The organism is Streptomyces sp. NPDC002754, assembly GCF_053592315.1.
On sequence record NZ_JBSFVM010000016.1, the window covers coordinates 1 to 17,019 of the forward strand.

The 17,019-nt window shown below is 71.6% G+C and carries 11 protein-coding genes; 2 read left to right on the forward strand and 9 right to left on the reverse strand.

Features of this window, described 5'->3' with window-relative positions; genetic code table 11:
• The 5 genes from ACWD2L_RS26655 to ACWD2L_RS26675 all read right to left on the reverse strand — a co-directional run.
• A partial coding sequence (locus ACWD2L_RS26655) for a helix-turn-helix domain-containing protein (protein ID WP_351341543.1) occupies positions 1–610 on the reverse strand: 610 nt, incomplete at its 3' end.
• Positions 607–1,371 (reverse strand): N-acetyltransferase, encoded by a 765-nt coding sequence (locus ACWD2L_RS26660; protein ID WP_351341546.1) that lies wholly within the window; start codon positions 1,369–1,371, stop codon positions 607–609. The genes ACWD2L_RS26655 and ACWD2L_RS26660, both read right to left, overlap by 4 nt.
• Before the next feature lie 70 nt (positions 1,372–1,441).
• The gene (mfd, locus tag ACWD2L_RS26665; protein ID WP_351341549.1) at positions 1,442–4,978 is read right to left on the reverse strand and encodes a transcription-repair coupling factor; all 3,537 of its coding nucleotides are present in this window, start codon (positions 4,976–4,978) and stop codon (positions 1,442–1,444) included.
• 272 nt (positions 4,979–5,250) lie between these two features.
• The gene (locus ACWD2L_RS26670; protein WP_351341550.1) at positions 5,251–7,854 is read right to left on the reverse strand and encodes an ABC transporter permease; all 2,604 of its coding nucleotides are present in this window, start codon (positions 7,852–7,854) and stop codon (positions 5,251–5,253) included.
• 151 nt (positions 7,855–8,005) lie between these two features.
• On the reverse strand, positions 8,006–8,794 hold the full coding sequence (locus ACWD2L_RS26675) for an ABC transporter ATP-binding protein (protein ID WP_351341553.1): 789 nt from the start codon (positions 8,792–8,794) through the stop codon (positions 8,006–8,008).
• Between the two features lie 504 nt (positions 8,795–9,298).
• Here ACWD2L_RS26675 and ACWD2L_RS26680 point away from each other — a divergent pair.
• Together ACWD2L_RS26680 and ACWD2L_RS26685 are read left to right on the forward strand one after the other, a co-directional pair.
• Positions 9,299–9,706: a DUF485 domain-containing protein gene (locus ACWD2L_RS26680; RefSeq protein ID WP_351341555.1), complete on the forward strand. Its 408-nt coding sequence runs from the start codon at positions 9,299–9,301 to the stop codon at positions 9,704–9,706.
• A complete protein-coding gene (locus tag ACWD2L_RS26685) occupies positions 9,703–11,340 on the forward strand; it encodes a sodium/solute symporter (RefSeq protein ID WP_351341557.1) in 1,638 nt (545 codons plus the stop codon). Before ACWD2L_RS26680 ends, ACWD2L_RS26685 begins: the two co-directional genes overlap by 4 nt.
• Positions 11,341–11,355: 15 nt before the next feature.
• On the opposite strand, the gene def is transcribed toward ACWD2L_RS26685, so the two are convergent.
• From def to ACWD2L_RS26705, 4 genes are all read right to left on the reverse strand, one after another.
• Positions 11,356–11,958: a peptide deformylase gene (def, locus tag ACWD2L_RS26690; protein WP_351341559.1), complete on the reverse strand. Its 603-nt coding sequence runs from the start codon at positions 11,956–11,958 to the stop codon at positions 11,356–11,358.
• Positions 11,959–12,229: 271 nt separating this feature from the next.
• Complete coding sequence (locus ACWD2L_RS26695) at positions 12,230–13,132, reverse strand: cellulose-binding protein (RefSeq protein ID WP_351341561.1); 903 nt, start codon at positions 13,130–13,132, stop codon at positions 12,230–12,232.
• 152 nt (positions 13,133–13,284) lie between these two features.
• Positions 13,285–14,283, reverse strand: coding sequence for an LCP family protein (locus tag ACWD2L_RS26700; protein WP_351341563.1), 999 nt, complete (start codon positions 14,281–14,283; stop codon positions 13,285–13,287).
• Positions 14,284–14,352: 69 nt separating this feature from the next.
• The gene (locus ACWD2L_RS26705; protein WP_351341565.1) at positions 14,353–17,016 is read right to left on the reverse strand and encodes an SUKH-4 family immunity protein; all 2,664 of its coding nucleotides are present in this window, start codon (positions 17,014–17,016) and stop codon (positions 14,353–14,355) included.
• Positions 17,017–17,019: the final 3 nt, after the last annotated feature.

A 17,019-nucleotide genomic window follows, 5' to 3' on the forward strand; every position in this document is an offset into this window, starting at 1 on the left:
AGGAGACCTCGCCCAGCCAGGACCGCTCGGCGGTCTGCTTGGCCTGGGTGATCAGTTTCTGCGACAGCTCGGCGGCCTTCGGGAACGGCGCCCCAGCCCTCCGGGCATCCTCGCGGGCGCGCACGGCGTCGTTGAACACGACGCTGGCGCACCCGAACGCCCTCGCCAATGCCATGCGTTGGGCGGTGTCCGGGTACAGCCTGAAGGCGTACCGGAGCTGCATGACGATCACACTATGCGCGTCGCACGCACACCACGAGAGAACGTGCGTACGAACCCTCACCGTTCCCACAGCCCAGTCCGGCTCCGCCGGAGCGACAAGGCGGGTGGCGGTGGAGGCGTAGCTGGACGCCCGGCGGTTGTTGGCGGTGGAGCGCAGGAAGCCGGCGAGGAACCACGGGTCGAGCGCGGTCGGTTCGGGCCGCAGCAGGGCCAGGCCCCTGCCGAGCGCGGCGCCCGCGTCCGCCTCGTCGACGACGCGGACGGCGGCGGCGCCGCCGAGTACCGGCACGACGACGTCCCCGACTTCGAGGATCACAGGCTCGCCGTCCGCGGCGTGCGCCCCGGAGGGCGCGGTACTCGTCAGCGCGTGCCGCGTCCGCGTGTTCACAAGCCGTGCCGCACCCACACATTCGGCTCGACGTACACGGCGTAGTCGTGCTCGGGCTCGCAGCGCACCGGCACCAGCGCGGCGGGCACCTCGACCGGGCCCTCCTTCTCGAAGGGCAACCCGGTCCACTCCCGCCACTGCTCCAGCGACCCGGCCACGACCATGGAGGCGGGGGCGACCTTCTCGATGACGCCGCCGGCCCGCACGTGCACCCGCAGCCACGGATCGTGCGGCAGACCGTCCGACTCCCGTACCCGGAACGCGTACTCGCCAATGGGCGCCTCGGGTTCGAGGTGCTTGGCGCTCGGCCGCACGGGCGCGACGACCTCGCCGAACCCGCGGGCGCGCGCGTTCTCCCGCATCGCCGCGAGCATCCGCCCCGACAGGCCGCGCCCCTGGAGCCCCGGCGTGATGGCGATCTCGATGGCGCTCACGGTGTCGGGGGCGACCCCGGCGGCCCGGTCGGCGAACGCCCACTGCAACACCTGGTCCCAGCCGCCGTCCGGCAGCGCTCCGCGCCCCTCGGCGCGCAGCGCGAACGGCACGCTGTACGCCTTGGCGACCACACCCCCGCCGGCGTCCGTCGCCACGAACGCGTACTCGGGCAGCTCCTGCCAGATGCGCCGCAGGAAGGTCCCGGCGCACAGGTCGTGTCCGATGAACGCGGGCCAGGTGTCCGCCATCGTCCACATGGGGAGCGCGAGTTCGGGACGCTCCGCGAGGGTGGTGATCGTCAGATCGGTACCCGGTTCGGGATGCATGCGCACATCGTGCAGCGGACGGGACGGCACCGCAGCCGGTTTTCCGCGCCACCCGCCGGACGGTCGTGGCCTACGCCCCCAGGATCGACGTCAGGAACTCCCCGACCCATGCCAGCAGTTCCCGGCCGACGACCGGCTTGCCGCCCATCTTCTTCGGCTTCGGGCGCGGGACGAGGAGCTGTCCGGTGGCCGACTTGATGATCGTGCCGGGGTAGAGGCGCTTGAGGCGGAGCTCCTGGGACTCCCGCAACTCCACCGACGCGAAGCGGACGTTGTTGCCCTGGAGGACGATCTCGCCGACCCCGCAGGCCCGCGCCAGCATCCGCAGACCGGCCACGAGCAGCAGGTTCTCCACTGGCTCCGGCAGCTTGCCGTAGCGGTCGACGAGTTCCTCGCGGACGTGCTTGACGTCCTCCTCGGTGTTCGCGGAGGCGATGGCGCGGTAGGCCTGCAGGCGCAGCCGCTCCCCCGGCGCGTAGTCGTGCGGGACGTGCGCGTCGACCGGGAGCTCGATCTTGACCTCCAGCGGCGGCTCCTCCTCCACGCCGCCCTCCATCTGCGCCCGGTAGTCCGCGACCGCCTCGCCCACCATGCGTACGTACAGGTCGAAGCCGACGCCCGCGATGTGCCCCGACTGTTCGCCGCCGAGGAGGTTGCCGGCTCCGCGGATCTCCAGGTCCTTCATCGCGACGTACATGCCCGCGCCCATCTCCGTGTGCTGGGCAATCGTCGCGAGGCGCTCGTGCGCGGTCTCCGTCAGGGGCTTCTCGGGCGGGTAGAGGAAGTAGGCGTAGCCGCGCTCGCGGCCACGGCCGACGCGGCCACGCAGCTGGTGCAGCTGGGAGAGGCCGAAGTTGTCGCCGCGCTCGACGATCAGGGTGTTGGCGTTGGAGATGTCGATGCCGGACTCGACGATCGTCGTGGAGACGAGCACGTCGAACTTCTTCTCCCAGAAGTCCACGACGACCTGTTCCAGGGCCTGTTCGGACATCTGGCCGTGCGCCGTCGCGATCCGCGCCTCCGGCACGATCGCGCGCAGCCTGGCCGCCGCCCGGTCGATGGACTCGACCCGGTTGTGGATGTAGAAGACCTGGCCCTCACGGAGCAGTTCGCGGCGGATCGCGGCGCCGATCTGCTTCTCCTCGTACGGGCCGACGAAGGTCAGGACCGGGTGGCGCTCCTCCGGCGGCGTCGTGATCGTCGACATCTCGCGGATGCCGGTGACCGCCATTTCGAGCGTACGAGGGATGGGCGTCGCCGACATCGTCAGGACGTCGACGTTGGCCCGCAGCTTCTTCAGCTGCTCCTTGTGCTCGACGCCGAAGCGCTGCTCCTCGTCGACGATGACCAGGCCCAGGTCCTTGAACTTGGTCTCGGAGGAGAACAGGCGGTGCGTGCCGATGACGATGTCGACGGCGCCGTCCCGCAGGCCTTCGAGCGTCGCCTTCGACTCGGTCTCCGTCTGGAAGCGGCTGAGCGCCTTGACGCTGACGGGGAACTGCCCGTACCGCTCGCTGAACGTGCCGAAGTGCTGCTGCACGAGGAGCGTCGTGGGGACGAGGACCGCGACCTGCTTGCCGTCCTGGACCGCCTTGAAGGCGGCGCGCACGGCGATCTCCGTCTTGCCGTAGCCGACGTCGCCGCAGATCAGGCGGTCCATCGGGACCGTCTTCTCCATGTCCTCCTTGACCTCGGCGATCGTGGTCAGCTGGTCGGGCGTCTCCACGTACGGGAACGCGTCCTCCAGCTCGCGCTGCCAGGGCGTGTCCGAACCGAAGGCGTGGCCGGGCGCCGCCATGCGCGCGCTGTACAGCTTGATCAGGTCGGCCGCGATCTCCTTGACGGCCTTCTTGGCCTTCGCCTTCGTCTTCGTCCAGTCGGCGCCGCCGAGCCGGTGCAGCGTCGGGGACTCGCCGCCGACGTACTTGGTGATCTGCTCCAGCTGGTCGGTCGGGATGTAGAGGCGGTCGCCGGGCTGGCCGCGCTTGGCGGGCGCGTACTCGACGACGAGGTACTCGCGGGTCGCGCCCTGCACGGTGCGCTGCACCATCTCGATGTAGCGGCCCACGCCGTGCTGCTCGTGCACGATGTAGTCGCCGGATTCGAGGGTGAGCGGGTCGATGGTCTTGCGGCGCCGCGCGGGCATCCGGGCGCCTTCCTTACCGGCGGCCCGCTGCCCGGTGAGGTCGGTCTCGGTGAGGACGGCGAGCTTCAGGACCGGGTCCACGAAACCGAATTCGAGGCTGCCGCAGGACACCTGGACGACGGACGGCGCGAGTTCGCCGAGGTCCTTCTCCAGGCGGGCCGCGATGCCCTCGCCGCCGAGCACCTCGACGGTGCGGGTCGCGGGGCCGTGGCCCTCCGTGACGTAGACCGCGCGCCAGCCGTCGGCGAGCCAGCCCTTGGTGTCGGCGAGCGCGCGGGCGGTGTCGCCGCGGTACGTCTCCGGGGCGTGCATGCCGAGCTTGAGGGTGTCCGCTTCGAGGTCGCCCTCCGCGTCCGCCGCGAACGGGGACACCGACCACCACATCATCCCGAGCTCGCGCGCCCGGTCCCGGACGTCCGCGATGGCCCACAGGGACGCGGCGCCGACGTCGATGGGGGCCTTGCCGCCGGTGGCCGAGGCCGCCCACGACGCCTGGAGGAACTCCTGCGACGTCGCCACCAGGTCGGCGGCGCGGGTCCGCACCCGCTCGGGGTCGCAGACCATGGTCATCGAGCCGGCCGGCAGCACGTCGAGCAGCAGCTCCATCTCGTCGACGAGGACGGGGGCGAGGGACTCCATGCCCTCGACGGCGATCCCCTCGGCGATCTTGCCGAGCAGTTCGCCCAGCTCGGGGTGTTGTTCGGCGAGGTCGGCGGCGCGGGCGCGGACATCGGCCGTCAGCAGCAGCTCGCGGCAGGGCGGGGCCCACAGTCCGTGCTCGGCGATTTCCAGCGAGCGCTGGTCGGCGACCTTGAAGTACCGGATCTCCTCGATGTCGTCGCCCCAGAACTCGACGCGCAGCGGGTGCTCCTCGGTCGGCGGGAACACGTCGAGGATGCCGCCGCGCACGGCGAACTCGCCGCGCTTCTCGACGAGCTCGACCCGGGCGTACGCCGCCGCGGCCAGCGCCTGGACGGTCTCCTCCAGGTCGGCGCTCTGCCCGGTGCGCAGGGCCACGGGCTCCAAGTCACCGAGGCCCTTGACCTGCGGCTGAAGCACGGAGCGGATGGGCGCGACCACGACGGAGACCGGGCCGGTCTCCGGGTCGTCGGAGCGGGGGTGCGCGAGGCGGCGCAGGATGGCGAGGCGCCGGCCGACGGTGTCCGACCTCGGGCTGAGCCGCTCGTGCGGCAGCGTCTCCCACGACGGGTACTCGACGACGCCGCTCTCCGGCAGCAGCGAGCGCAGCGAGGCAGCCAGGTCCTCGGCCTCGCGACCGGTGGCGGTGACCGCCAGGACGGGGCGCTTCGCCTCGCGGGCGAGCGCGGCGATCGCGAAGGGGCGGGACGCGGGTGGGCCCACCAGGTCGACGTGCATCCGGTTGCCGTCCCCGGCGGCCTTCACCGCTTCAACGAGGGACGCGTCCTTGATGACGGCGTCGAGCAGTCCGTGCAGGCTCATGGAGAAGATCCGTCCGGGGTGAGTGGGCAACGCGAAGGGCCCGACACGTGGTACGGGCCGGGGGTTTCCAGCGTACGTCTTCCTCCGGGGGCTCACCCGTTTGATCTGTTGCGGTCACCCGGGGGTGCGGTCGCGGGGCGCTGCCCCGGACCCCGCTGCTCAATCGCCGCAGGGGCTTTATAAGCCCACCCGGCGCAGGGGCTTGATAGGCCCACCGCAGGGGCTTGATTTCCGCCGCAGGGGCTTGAGAGCAAGCCCCTGCGGCGGGTGCGCTACTCCGTGGCTATTGCGTTCAGGACGTTCATGCGGCCTGCTCGGAAGGCAGGGATGAGGGCTGCGAAGAGGCCCACGAAGGCCGAGGCGATGAAGACCGCGATGATCGTCGGCCAGGGGATCTCCAGGACGCCGAGACCCTCCAGGGCCAGGAGCTTCTGGGCCGTCGCGCCCCAGCCCATGCCGAGCCCGAGGCCGAGGAGCGCGCCGAAGACGGCGATGACCACCGACTCCAGGCGGATCATGCGGCGCAGCTGGCGGCGCGAGAGGCCGATGGCCCGCATCAGGCCGATCTCGCGGGTCCGCTCGACCACCGAGAGGGCCAGCGTGTTCACGACGCCGAGCACCGCGACGATGATCGCGAGCGCGAGCAGCCCGTAGATCATGTTCAGGAGCTGGCCTATCTGGTCCTTCAGGGTCTGCTTGTAGTCGGTCTGGTCCTTGACCTTGACGGTCGGGTCGGACGCGACGGACTTCTTCAGCGCCTTGTACGCGGCGGCGGCCTTGGCACTGTCGTCGTCGCCGGCGGCCTTGGCGAACATCATCCCGTTCAACGGGAGCCGGTCGGCGGGCACGTACTGGGCCGCTGTCGCCACGTTCGTGTACATCGCGCCCTTGTCGAACACGGCGTCCTTGTCGGAGGTGATCGCCGCGACCTTGAGCTTGGCGGTCCGACCGTGGTCGAAGGCGACCGTCATCGCGTCGCCGACCTTGATGTGGTGGCTCTTCGCGAAGTCCGAGCCGACCGACATCGCGTTCTTGCCGTACGCCGCCGAGAGCTGCCCAGCGGTCATGTCGCGCCGCAGGTCCTGCGCGTAGGTCGGGCTCGCGGCGGAGATTTCCTCTTTCTTCTTCACGCCGGAGGGGGTGGTCAGGGTCGCCTTGACGAATTTGACCTCGGTGACGTGGGAGACGGTCCCGCCCTGCTCGACCTTCTTCAGGGCCGCGGCTGCCAGGGGTGTGATGCTGCCGTTGCTCGGTTCGACGATGAAGTCCGCGCCGACCGACTTGTCGAGCTGGTCGGTGGCCGAGGCCACCATCGAGGAGCCGACGACGGAGAGGCAGGCGACGAGCGCGAGGCCGATCATCAGGGCCGCGCCGGTGGCACCGGTGCGGCGCGGGTTGCGCAGCGCGTTGCGCTCGGCCATGCGGCCCACCGAGCCGAACATCCGCAGCAGCACGGCGCTGATGACGCGGACCACGATGCCGGCGAGCAGCGGGCCGATGACGACGAACCCGATGAGCGAGGCGACGATCCCGGCGCCCAGGTACAGCGAGCCCTCACTGGCCTTGTCGGCCTGCGTGGCGAGGTAGAGCGCGTAGCCGCCGCCCGCCGTGAGGACCGTGCCGATGATGCCGCGTACGACGCCCGCCTTGACGTCGGCCGGGGTGCCCGCGTCGCGCAGGGCGGCCATCGGGGAGACCTTGCCGGCCCGCCGTGCGGGCAGGTATGCGGCGAGGACGGTGACGACGACGCCGAGCAGCAGGCCGATCGCCGGCGTCGTCCACTTCACGGTGAGGTCGCCGGTGGACAGCTCCATGCCCATGGCGGACATGAGCTTCATGAGGCCGACGGCCAGGCCCACGCCCGCGCCGACGCCGAGCACCGAGCCGACGACGCCGAGCAGCAGCGCCTCGACGAGCACCGACCGGTTGACCTGCTTGCGCGAGGAGCCGATGGCGCGCATCAGGCCGATCTCGCGAGTGCGCTGGGCGACCAGCATCGAGAACGTGTTGATGATCAGGAAGATGCCGACGAGGAAGGCGATGCCGGCGAAGCCGAGCAGGGCGTACTTGATGACGTCCATGAAGGAGCCGACGTCGGAGGCGTTGGCGTCCGCGGCCTCCTGCTGGGTCTGGATCTTGTACGCGCCGTCGGCGCCGAGGGCCGCGGCGACGTCCTTCTTGAGCTGCGCGTCGCTGACGCCGTCGGCCGCGGCGACGTTGATCTGGGTGAACTGGCCCGTCTTGCCGATGAGTTGACGCTGTGCGGTCGCGGTGTCGAACCAGACGACGGCCGCGCCGGGGTTGGTCACCCTGAAGGAGGCGATGCCGACGATCTTCGCCTTGAAGGCGCCGGTAGCGGCGATGGTGCGCAGTTCGTCGCCCATCTTCAGGTGGTGCTTGTCCGCCGTGTCGGCGTCGACCATGACCTCGGTGGGGCCGCGCGGCTTGTGTCCGGAGGTGATCTCCATGGAACGCAGGTCGTTGCGCGTCCAGTTGCCCGCCAGGGTCGGGGCGCCGGTGGTGGATCCCATGTTCTTGTTGTCGGCGTCCACCACGGTCACGTTCGCCGAACTGACCGCGCCTTCGCTCGACTTGACGCCGTCGGCCTTGCGGACGGTGGCGAGCGCGGACGCGGGCAGCGACTCGGGCCGGCCGGTGTCGCTGCCCTCGACCTCGGCGTCCTTGGGGCTGACGGTGACGTCGGACGAGGTGGCCGTGAACAGCTTGTCGAAGGTCTTGTCCATCGTGTCGGTGAACACGAGGGTCCCCGTGACGAAGGCGACCGAGAGCAGCACGGCGACCGCCGACAGGGCCATCCGGCCCTTGTGCGCGAAGAAGTTGCGCAGCGAGGTCTTCATGACAGTGTTGGCGCTCATGACGTCCGTCCCTGGGGGGCATCGTCGCCCGTCGTTGCGGCCGCGGGGCTCCGCCCCGGACCCCGCGCCTCAAACGCCGGCGGGGCTTGAATTGCCGCAAACGCCGGCAGGGCTTGAATTGCCGCAAGCGCCGGCGAGGCTGGAATGTGCGTCACGACGTCCTCCCGCGCGCGTCGAAGTCCTTCATGCGGTCCAGGACGGCCTCGGCGGTCGGGCGGTGCATCTCGTCGACGATGCGGCCGTCCGCGAGGTACAGGACGCGGTCCGCGTACGAGGCGGCCACCGGGTCGTGCGTGACCATCACGATCGTCTGCCCCAGCTCGTCGACGGAGCGGCGCAGGAAGCCGAGGACCTCGGCGCCCGCGCGCGAGTCGAGGTTTCCGGTCGGCTCGTCACCGAAGATGATCGACGGTCGGGAGGCCAACGCCCGTGCTACGGCAACTCGTTGCTGCTGTCCGCCGGAGAGCTCGGTCGGCCGGTGCTTCAGGCGCTCGGCGAGCCCCACGGTCTCGACGACCTGGCGGAGCCACGCGGCGTCCGGCTTGCGGCCCGCTATGTCCATCGGGAGCGTGATGTTCTCGATCGCGTTCAGCGTCGGCAGCAGGTTGAACGCCTGGAAGATGAAGCCGATGCGGTCCCGGCGCAGCTTGGTGAGCTTCTTGTCCTTGAGGCCGGTGATCTCCGTCTCGTCGAGGAAGATCTGTCCGGACGTGACCGTGTCCAGGCCCGCCAGGCAGTGCATCAGCGTCGACTTGCCGGAGCCGGACGGCCCCATGATCGCGGTGAATCGACCGCGGGCGATGTCCACGTCGACGTGATCGAGCGCGACGACCCGGGTCTCCCCCGTCCCGTACGCCTTCACGAGCTGGCGCGCCCGTGCGGCGACGGCCGAACGCTGTCCAGTGTCCCTGTGCCCGGGAATGGTTGCAGCCGTAGTCACGGTAAGTCTCCTAATTCGGTCACGCGTCGGATGCGTGGGATCGATGCCTTGTGCGGCCAAGTCTGGTGGAGCGGGGTACCTCTGCGCGTTGCGGAAAAGCCCCGTCTTTTCCGGGGGTAAACCCCACCCTCCGAACGCTACGAAGGTCCCCGCGCCCGCTCGTCCTCCAACGGGACGAACCGACCCTGCCCCCTTCTACGGAGGTCCCCCTAGGGGAGGTCCACCCCTCGGTGGACCTCTACTCAGGGACGCCTCCACCCACCACGCCCCATGACTGAGGCCGGACCCTCTAGCGGAGACGAGCGGGCGGGAAAAGTCATCCGCCGCACAAGTGCCCCACCAGCACCACTCACCTCACGTACAAGAAAAGTCGTCCGGCCCGCGCTGATCGTTCGGCCAAACGCTCCCCAACTCGTCTACCTACGAGTAACGTTCCGGCTCCCCGCGCACTCCCTGCGGCCCGCCCAGTCCCCGGCGGACCCGAGCCACGCAAGGAGAACAGGGATGTCGTACCAGCCGCACCCTTCGCAGCCCTATCCGTTCCAGCCGTACGCACACCCCCACACGCATCCCCACGCACACCCCCGCTCGCACCGCCTCCCCCGCCATCCCGACGCCCCCAGCAGCGAACTGCGCCTGCTGCGCACCGCCTACCGCTGGCAGCGCCGCGTCGCCACCCTCACGGCCCTCGGCTACTTCACGCTGTTCCTGCTGCTCTCCGCGTTCGCGCCGGGCCTGATGAACCGCTCCGCCACCGGCGGCCTCTCCACCGGGCTGCTCATCGGCCTGTGTCAACTCCCGGTCACCTGCCTGGCGTTGCTCCTGTACGAGTACTCGGCACGGCGCCGCGTGGACCCGCTCGTCCACCGGATCCGCCGCCGGCGCCGTACGGACGGGGGCTACGCGCGATGACCACGGGCCCGGCCCTCGCCGCCGCGTCCACCGACGCCATGTCCCTCGTCGCGTTCACGGCGGTCGCGACGATCACGCTCCTGCTGTGCGTCATGACGGGCCCCGACCGCGACGGCCTCGAGGAGTTCTACACGGGCTTCGGCCGTCTCGGCCCGATCCGCAACGGCCTGGCCATCGCGGGCGACTACATCTCCGCGGCCACCGTCCTCGGCACCGGCGGCGTCATCGCGCTGCTCGGCTACGACGGCGTGGTGCTCGCCCTGAGCACGGCGCTCTCCCTGATGCTGCTGATGTTCCTGCTGGCCGAACCGCTGCGCAACGCGGGCCGGTTCACCATGGGCGACACGCTGGCGCGGCGGATGCCCGGCCGTTCCGTGCGGATGGCGGCCTGCGCGGCCACGATCGCGGCCCTGATGCCGATGATGCTCGTCCAACTGGCGGGAGCGGGCGATCTGTTGGCGTTCCTGCTCGGCTTCACCAGCGAGAGCTTCAAGACGGCCTGTGTGATCGCACTGGGCGCGCTCATGATCAGCTACGCGGCGATCGGCGGCATGAAGGGCACCGCCGTCATCCAGATCTTCAAGATCGTGATGCTGCTCGGCTCGGGCGCGGTGATCGCCGTGCTCGTCCTGCGCCGCTTCGACTGGGATCCCGGCACCCTGCTCGCGGCCGCCGCGCGCGGCAGCGGCGCAGGCAACGCGTATCTGACCTCGGGCCTCCAGTTCGCGCACAGCCCCGCCTCCCGCCTCGACATGATCACTACAGAGCTGACGGTGGTCGTCGGCGGGGCCGCGCTGCCGCACGTCACGATGCGCATGTACACGGCCCGGCACGCGCGCGAGGTGCGCCGCTCGATGACCTGGGCGGTGTCCGCGGTCGGCCTCTTCGTCCTGGTCATCTCCGTGGTCGCGTTCGGCGCCACGGCGATGCTGGGCGCTCCGGCGATCGCCCAGGCGGACCGGCAGGGCAACACGGCGTACCTGCTCGGGGCGCGGGCGGTCTTCGGCGCGACGACGAGCACCGGCGAGTCCCTGATGTTCACCGCCGTCACCACGGCGCTGTTCCTGACGCTCCTCGCGTCGGTCGCGGGCATGATCCTGGCCTGCGCGAACTCACTGGCGCACGACGTGATCGCGTACTCGAAAAGGAACTTGACGGGCCGTAAGGAACTGTCCATCGCCCGAATGTCGGCCCTCGGGGTCGGCGCCTTCGCGATCGCCCTGGCCTGCGTGTTCCAGCACCGCAACCTGCAGCCGCTGGTCACCCTCTCCCTCTGCGTCGGCGCGTCCGCCATCGCCCCGGCGCTCGTCTACAGCCTCTTCTGGCGCCGCTACACGCGCGCGGGGCTGCTGTGGACGCTGCTCGGCGGCACGGCCGCCTGCATCGTCCTGATGACCGGGACCAATCTGGTGTCGGGCTCGCCGACCTCGGCGTTCCCCGGCATGGACTTCAACTGGTTCCCGTTCACGACGACGGGCGTCCTGTCCATCCCGCTCGGCTTCCTGTTCGGCTGGCTCGGCACGGTCCTCACGGACCGGCGCAGGGCCGACACGCAGCGGCAGCAGTACGAGGCCGTGGAGGCGTGGATCCTGGCGGGTTCGCCGACGGCGCCGGGCGGGAGCACGCGGCGCTGACGACGGCCCCGGTCACTACTTGCCGAGCCGCTCCGCCAGTTCGGAGCGGCGCGCGAGGACGCCGTCCTTCAGCTCCTCCATCTCCCGCAGCGCGTCCCGGCGTTCACGCTTGGCGAGGCGGTCGATGTAGAGGCGGCCGTACAGGTGGTCCGTCTCGTGCTGGAGGCAGCGCGCGAAGTAGCCGCGTCCTTCTACGGTGATCGGGCTGCCGGTCTTGTCGTGGCCGCGTACGACGGTGTGGTCGGCGCGTGCCACGGACTTGTAGGGGCCCGGTACGGAGAGGCAGCCCTCCATGCCGTCGATGAGCCTGCGCTCCGCGGGCGGCTGCTCGTCGAGCACGGGGTTGCAGATGTGGCCGGTGTGCCGGACGCCCCAGTCGTCCTCCATGTCGTAGACGAACAGCTGGAGGTCGACGTCGATCTGGTTGGCGGCGATGGCTGCGCCGTGCGCCACGTGGTTCGTCGCGAACATGTCGTCGATCAGGTGGTCGAGCTCCGGTGTGCCGAAGAGGGTGTCGGTGACCGGGGCGCAGCGGCGCCGCAGAATGTCCTCGCCGACGATGGTGATGCGCCGGACCGCACCGCGCTCCACCTCCGGTGACAACTGGCCTTCACCCACGTCGACTCGACCTCTCGCATCTGCCCACCACTTGACGACCGCCCAACCTTAACGGGGCACTCGTCCGCCCCCACTCCACGGGGCTCCGCCCCGGACCCCGCTGCTCAATCGCCGCAGGGGCTTGATAGACCAAGCCCCGCCGGGGATCGGTAGCACCAACCCGCCGCCGATCGGTTTTCCCGGCCGCCCCGGCGATCGGTTTTCCCAGCCCCGCCGGCGTTTGAGGCGCGGAGTCCGGGGCGGAGCCCCGTGGCCGGGGGATGGTCGAGCGTTACTCCGTCTCCGCCGGGGACTTTCCCGTGAGGGTGGCGAGGGAGGCGCGGACGTGTTCCATGTGGGCGCGCAATTCCTCGCGCTCCGACTCGTGGCCCTCGAGGATCGACTCCGTCTCCCGCTCGACCCGCTCCGCACGCGCGCGTGCCCGCGCGAGCAGCTCCGCCGCCGCGGCCTCCGCGTCCTCCTGACTGTGCCGCGCCTCCTCCTCCGTCTCACCGAGCATCCGCTTCGCCTCCGACAGGCGTTCCTCGGCCTCGGCGACGGCGCCCGCCTCCCACGCCTCGGACGCGGCCACCTGCTCGGCCGCCTCCCGGTCCGCCCCCTCCGTACGCTCGGCGTGCTCCTTGGCCTGGGCGGCGAGGTCCGCGTCCGTGCGCTCACGCATCTCGCGCAGCACCGCGAGGGCCTCGCCCCGCGTCTCCTTCACGTCACGCCGGGCGGCCACCCGGATGTCGTCGGACTCGGCCTGCCCGGCCGCGAGCCGCCGCTGCGCGTACTCGTCCGCCTTGCCGCGCACCTCGTCGGAGTGCGCCTGCGCGTCGTCACGCGCCTCGTCCGCCGCCGCCCGCGCGGCGTCGGCCTCGGCCTGCGCGTCGGCCAGCGCGGCGCCGCGCACGGCGGTGTCCTCCTCCTCGGCCAGCTCGAGGAGGTACTGGGCCCGCTTGCCGAGCGACTCGTACGTCTGCGGAGCGAGGTTCGCGACGGCCTCGCGCAGCCGCTCGGCCTCCTCCTCCATCTCCTTGACGAGGACGGTCAGGTGCGCGGCCCGCTCCCAGGCCTCGTCCCGTTCCCCGGAGAGCGTGGCGGCGGCGGCCTCCACCTGCTCGGGCCGATACCCCCGACCCCGTACGCCGACGAAGCCGTACTGCGACGACTCCGCTCCACCCGCACCGCTCATCTGGATCCCCTCTCCGGCAAGGCGCCGACCGGCACCGGCAAGCCCGATCTACGACATTTTGCGCGATTGGCGCACATCTTGATGGAACAACCCGAGGGGGCCACATTCCGACACACGTGGCACTCAGATCGACCCACTGGGTCCAGGATGCGTCAATTGCCGTCGAAAGTCGGAATCGCCTTGTCCTCGCGCAGTGCGGTGAAGAGCTGATCGGCCTCGCTCTCGTTCCACATCACCACGTCCCCGACCCCGGAAACACTGGACTCACTGCCCACAGGAACGGTCGTCGTCGAGACCGGGTCGGACATCTTCACACCCATGTTGGCCAGCGCGGCGACCCCGGTGTCCTCGTCGACGGTCAGCGCGTCGAGCGAGGCGCTGACGAACGGGATCAGGTTCCACGGCGGCACCAGCACCCCCGGACCGAGCGCCTTGCCCGCGATCGCGTCCACCAGCTGCCGCTGCCGCTTGACCCGGCCCAGGTCGCCGGTCGGATCGGAGTAGCGGGCCCGCGCGAACTGGAGGGCCTGCGTGCCGTTCATCGTCTGGCAGCCCGCGTCGAAGTCGGCGCCCGACTTCTCGTCGTGGAGGCCGCCGTCGGCCACACAGAGCTCGACCCCGCCGAGCGAGTCGACGACATCGACGAGGCCCAGGAAGTTGACCTCCGCGTAGTGGTCCATGCGCAGCCCCGTCGACTGCTCCACGGTGCGCGTGAGCAACTTCGCGCCGCCCACCGAGTACGCGTAGTTGATCTTGTTCTTGCCGTGCCCCGGGATCGAGACGTACGAGTCGCGCGGGATCGAGACGAGATACGGGCCGTTGTCCCCGTAGTGCAGCACCATGATCGTGTCGGTGCGATCGCCCTCGTCGTTGCCGACGTGCAGCTCCTTGCGCTGTTCGGGCGTCAGGTTCTCCCGCGAGTCCGAACCGACGAGCAGCCAGTTCGTGCCCGCGCCCGCCGCCGGGCGGCCGTCGTATTCGCCGAACGCGTCCGTGGTCTGCAACCGCGCACCCGCCCAGAAATACAGGCCCACGACGTACGCGACGAGCACCACCAGGACGACCAGCAGGGTCAGCGCGAGCCGCTTGGGCCAGCGCCGCCGCGGCCGCGTCGCCCGCACCGTCGTCGGCTCACTCCACTCACCTGCCATGTGCGCATGATCGGGGCGCCCGACCCGTCGCGCAGGTCGAGCGCCCCGGTCATCGCCGTACGCACGTGCTTACAGCAGGCCGTCCCACATCTGCTCGAGCAGTACCGACCACCAGGTCTCGGGCGAGCCGAGCGCCGCGGAGTCGATCGCGCTGAGCTCCGCCTGGAAGTCGACGGTCCAGCGGCCCGCCTGCTCCTGGTTGAGCCCGAAGCGCAGCCGCCACATCCGGCCGAGCAGGGCGATGGAGCGGGCGAACTCCGGCAGCCCGCTGTTCACGAACTGCGGCGGGGCCGGAGCTCCGACAGTGTTCTCGTCACCCGCCTCCACCGGAACGGCCACGATGTTCGCCGTCCCGTACTGCACGCACAGCGCCTTGCCGAAGTCGCTGCCCATCACGAGGTACGAGCCCGCGTCCGACGCCGCCTGCACGCCACGCTCCTGCGCCAGCTCGGCGAGCGTCGGCACGGGTCGGCCCGGCTGGGCCTGCGCCCAGAAGAACGGCCCGAAGTCGGACGGCAGCCCCGCGACGACGAGCGTGTGCGCCACGGTGTCCGGCACGCCCTGCCGCGACACGGCCCGCTGGTCGAACCGGAACACACCGGGGCCGAACGCCGCGGCCAGCTCCTGCGCGATCGCCTCCGGCGGGGCCGGGGGCGTGGGTTGCGCGGGGTGCAGCGGGGCGCGCACCGGGGCCGGGCGCGCCGGGCCGTCGGCGACCTGGTGCAGCTCGCCCTGGTGCGCGAGGAGCTGCTGCATGCCCTGCTGGCGGCTCGCGTGATCGGTGCCGTACGGCGCGATCGACGTGATCCGTGCCTGCGGCCACTGCTCCTTGATCATGCGCGAGCAGTACGCGCCGGGCAGCGAGCAGGACTCCAGCTCCGTGTGGAGTTCGAGGACCTGGTCCGGCGGCACGTTCATGCCGCGCAGCTCGTGGAAGATCTGCCACTCCGGGTGCGGCGTCCCCGGCGCGGACCGCCGGATGAGCTGCTGCTCGGACCCGTCGGGCGCGCGGTACCGCAACACGGCCTGATACCCGGGCCCCACGGTCGGCTGCCCCACCGGCTGGGCGGGCTGCTGAGGTTGCTGCGGCTGCGGATACCCGTACGCCGCCGGGGGCGGCGGGGTCGGCGGGGGCTGATGGCCACCGGGGGCGCCGGGGGGCGGGGGCGGGCCGGGAGGCGTGGCGCCGGGGCCCGAGAGCATCGTCGCGGCGTGGTGCATGCCCTCGCCGGGAGCACCGGGAGCGCCAGGCGGCGGAGGCGGTGTCGACGGGTCGGGGCCCTGCGGGCCGGGGCCCGAGAGCACGGTCGCCGCGTGGTGCACGCCCCCACCGGGAGCGCCGGGGGGCGGAGGCGGACCGGGAGGCGTCGCGCCGGGGCCCGAGAGCATCGTCGCAGCGTGGTGCACACCCTCGCCGGGAGCACCGGGAGCACCGGGAGGCGGGGGCGGGCCGGGCGTCTGCGGAGGCACGTGGCCGCCCGCCGGGGTGCCGGGCGGACCCGGCGGCGGCGGAGTCTGGGCGCCGCCACCCCGCGGGGGCTCCGCCTTGCTGGTCGCGGCGTTGGCGATGTCACCGGCGCCGGGACCGTCCTGCGGGTAACCGTACGAAGCGCCCGGAGGCGGCGGCCCGGGAACCGCGGTCCCCGGCACGGGCGGCGGGAACGATCCCCCGACCGCACCAGGCGGGGCAGGCGGAGCAGACGGCTGGGACCCCGCATCCGGCGCACCCTGCGGGAAGCCGTAGGAGGGCGCGGCCGACGGGGGCTGGTCGCCTTCGTCGGACGCCCCCTGCGGGTAGCCGTACGAGGACGACGGCGCGGGCGGCATCGACGGCGGCTGAGACCCCGCATCGGGCGCACCCTGCGGGAAGCCGTACGACGGCGCGGGCGGCGCCGACGGCGGCTGAGCGGCCGTATCCGGCGCGGCCTGGGCGTACGAGACAGGGGTGTCCGACGGAGGCGGCGGCGGGGGCGGCGGGATCGCGCCCTGCGGGTAGCCGTACGAGGGCGGGGCCGCCGGTGGCTGAGCCGCGGCCGGGGCCGGGGCCGGAGGGCCCTGCGGGTAGCCGTATGACGAGGGCTCCCGCTCAGCCGTCGGGGACAACTGGCTGTCGGCCACGATGCGGGCCGTCTGCGCCTCCGGCGAGACACCGGGCGGCGGCGCGTCCTCGGCGAGCGGCGGCGCGAACACCGTGTCGGGCAGCGGAACCGAACGGTCCTCCTCGTCCCCCACCCCGTTCGTGTCCGTACCGGCCCACGGCGTCGCATCCGCCGGAACCGGAACCGGAACCGGTGGCACGGCGTCCCGCGGCTCGGCCTGCGCCGACACCGGGACCGCGTCCGCGGGCGTGGGCGTGGCCGCCCGGCTGTCCGCCGCCTCCTGCAACCACTCCGGAGGAGTCAGCAGGAACGACGTCTGGTTCAGGTCCACCCGCTCCGGCGCCCGCGGAGCGGCCGGCTCGGCAGGCGCGTCCGGCAGCCCGTACTCCTCCTCGTACCGCCGGATCACCTCGCCCACCGGCAGCGAGGGCCACAGCGAGGCGTCCCCACTGTCCCGCGCGATCACGAGACGCTGCCGCCCGCCGTCGGACACCGGACCGGACTCCCGGTCCTCCGCCCACACGACGAAGCCCAGCTCGAACTCCCGCACCCGCACCTCACGGTGCGAGGCCACGGGCACGTCCCCGTTGATCCATTCCTCGGCGCGCTCCTGCGCCTGCGCGAACGTCACCATCGC